At 56.6% G+C, this 2,500-nt stretch carries 1 rRNA gene (cut by a window edge); it reads right to left on the minus strand.

Annotated features, from left to right (window positions below):
* Positions 1-21: 21 nt before the first annotated feature.
* Positions 22-2,500 (minus strand): 23S ribosomal RNA (locus tag NQU54_RS47985) (it continues 642 nt past the right edge of the window).

A 2,500-nucleotide genomic window follows, 5' to 3' on the forward strand; every position in this document is an offset into this window, starting at 1 on the left:
ACACAGTGGACGCGAGCAACTGAGGACAAGCCCTCGGCCTATTAGTACCAGTCAACTCCACCGGTCACCCGGCTTCCATATCTGGCCTATCAACCCAGTCGTCTACTGGGAGCCTTAACCCATCAAGTGGGTGGGAGCCCTCATCTCGAAGCAGGCTTCCCGCTTAGATGCTTTCAGCGGTTATCCCTCCCGAACGTAGCCAACCAGCCATGCCCTTGGCAGAACAACTGGCACACCAGAGGTTCGTCCGTCCCGGTCCTCTCGTACTAGGGACAGCCCTTCTCAAGACTCCTACGCGCACAGCGGATAGGGACCGAACTGTCTCACGACGTTCTAAACCCAGCTCGCGTACCGCTTTAATGGGCGAACAGCCCAACCCTTGGGACCGACTCCAGCCCCAGGATGCGACGAGCCGACATCGAGGTGCCAAACCATCCCGTCGATATGGACTCTTGGGGAAGATCAGCCTGTTATCCCCGGGGTACCTTTTATCCGTTGAGCGACGGCGCTTCCACAAGCCACCGCCGGATCACTAGTCCCGACTTTCGTCCCTGCTCGACCCGTCGGTCTCACAGTCAAGCTCCCTTGTGCACTTACACTCAACACCTGATTGCCAACCAGGCTGAGGGAACCTTTGGGCGCCTCCGTTACCCTTTAGGAGGCAACCGCCCCAGTTAAACTACCCACCAGACACTGTCCCTGATCCGGATCACGGACCCAGGTTAGACATCCAGCACGACCAGAGTGGTATTTCAACAACGACTCCACACCAACTAGCGTCAATGCTTCACAGTCTCCCACCTATCCTACACAAGCCGAACCGAACACCAATATCAAGCTATAGTAAAGGTCCCGGGGTCTTTCCGTCCTGCTGCGCGAAACGAGCATCTTTACTCGTAATGCAATTTCACCGGGCCTATGGTTGAGACAGTCGAGAAGTCGTTACGCCATTCGTGCAGGTCGGAACTTACCCGACAAGGAATTTCGCTACCTTAGGATGGTTATAGTTACCACCGCCGTTTACTGGCGCTTAAGTTCTCAGCTTCGCAGGATCAAAAACCCCACTAACCGGTCCCCTTAACGTTCCAGCACCGGGCAGGCGTCAGTCCGTATACATCGCCTTACGGCTTCGCACGGACCTGTGTTTTTAGTAAACAGTCGCTTCTCGCTGGTCTCTGCGGCCACCACCAGCTCACACCGCAAGGGTGATCACCAGCAATGGCCCCCCTTCTCCCGAAGTTACGGGGGCATTTTGCCGAGTTCCTTAACCATAGTTCACCCGAACGCCTCGGTATTCTCTACCTGACCACCTGAGTCGGTTTAGGGTACGGGCCGCCATAAAACTCGCTAGAGGCTTTTCTCGACAGCATAGGATCATCCACTTCGCCACAATCGGCTCGGCATCAGGTCTCACCCACAAGAGAGACGGATTTACCTACCCCTCGGGCTACACCCTTACCCCGGGACAACCACCGCCCGGGCTGGACTACCTTCCTGCGTCACCCCATCACTCACCTACTACAGGTCTGGACCGTCGGCTCCACCACTCCCCTCAACTCCGAAGAGATCAGGGCGGCTTCACGGACTTAGCATCGCCTGGTTCAGCGCTGACGCTTCACAGCGGGTACCGGAATATCAACCGGTTGTCCATCGACTACGCCTGTCGGCCTCGCCTTAGGTCCCGACTTACCCTGGGCAGATCAGCTTGACCCAGGAACCCTTAGTCAATCGGCGCACACGTTTCCCACGTGTGTATCGCTACTCATGCCTGCATTCTCACTCGTGAACCATCCACAACTCGCTTACACGGCTGCTTCACCCGGCACACGACGCTCCCCTACCCACCACAACAGTCGTTAGACCTAGCGCTGTAGTGACACGACTTCGGCGGTACGCTTGAGCCCCGCTACATTGTCGGCGCGGAATCACTTGACCAGTGAGCTATTACGCACTCTTTCAAGGATGGCTGCTTCTAAGCCAACCTCCTGGTTGTCTCTGCGACTCCACATCCTTTCCCACTTAGCGTACGCTTAGGGGCCTTAGTCGATGCTCTGGGCTGTTTCCCTCTCGACCATGGAGCTTATCCCCCACAGTCTCACTGCCGCGCTCTCACTTACCGGCATTCGGAGTTTGGCTAAGGTCAGTAACCCGGTAGGGCCCATCGCCTATCCAGTGCTCTACCTCCGGCAAGAAACACACGACGCTGCACCTAAATGCATTTCGGGGAGAACCAGCTATCACGGAGTTTGATTGGCCTTTCACCCCTAACCACAGGTCATCCCCCAGGTTTTCAACCCTGGTGGGTTCGGTCCTCCACGAAGTCTTACCTCCGCTTCAACCTGCCCATGGCTAGATCACTCCGCTTCGGGTCTTGAGCGCGCTACTAAAACGCCCTATTCGGACTCGCTTTCGCTACGGCTTCCCCACACGGGTTAACCTCGCAACACACCGCAAACTCGCAGGCTCATTCTTCAAAAGGCACGCAGTCACGACCGTGCTC

The sequence above is a fragment of the Streptomyces malaysiensis subsp. samsunensis genome, from assembly GCF_024519315.1.
GTDB classification, from domain to species: domain Bacteria; phylum Actinomycetota; class Actinomycetes; order Streptomycetales; family Streptomycetaceae; genus Streptomyces; species Streptomyces malaysiensis.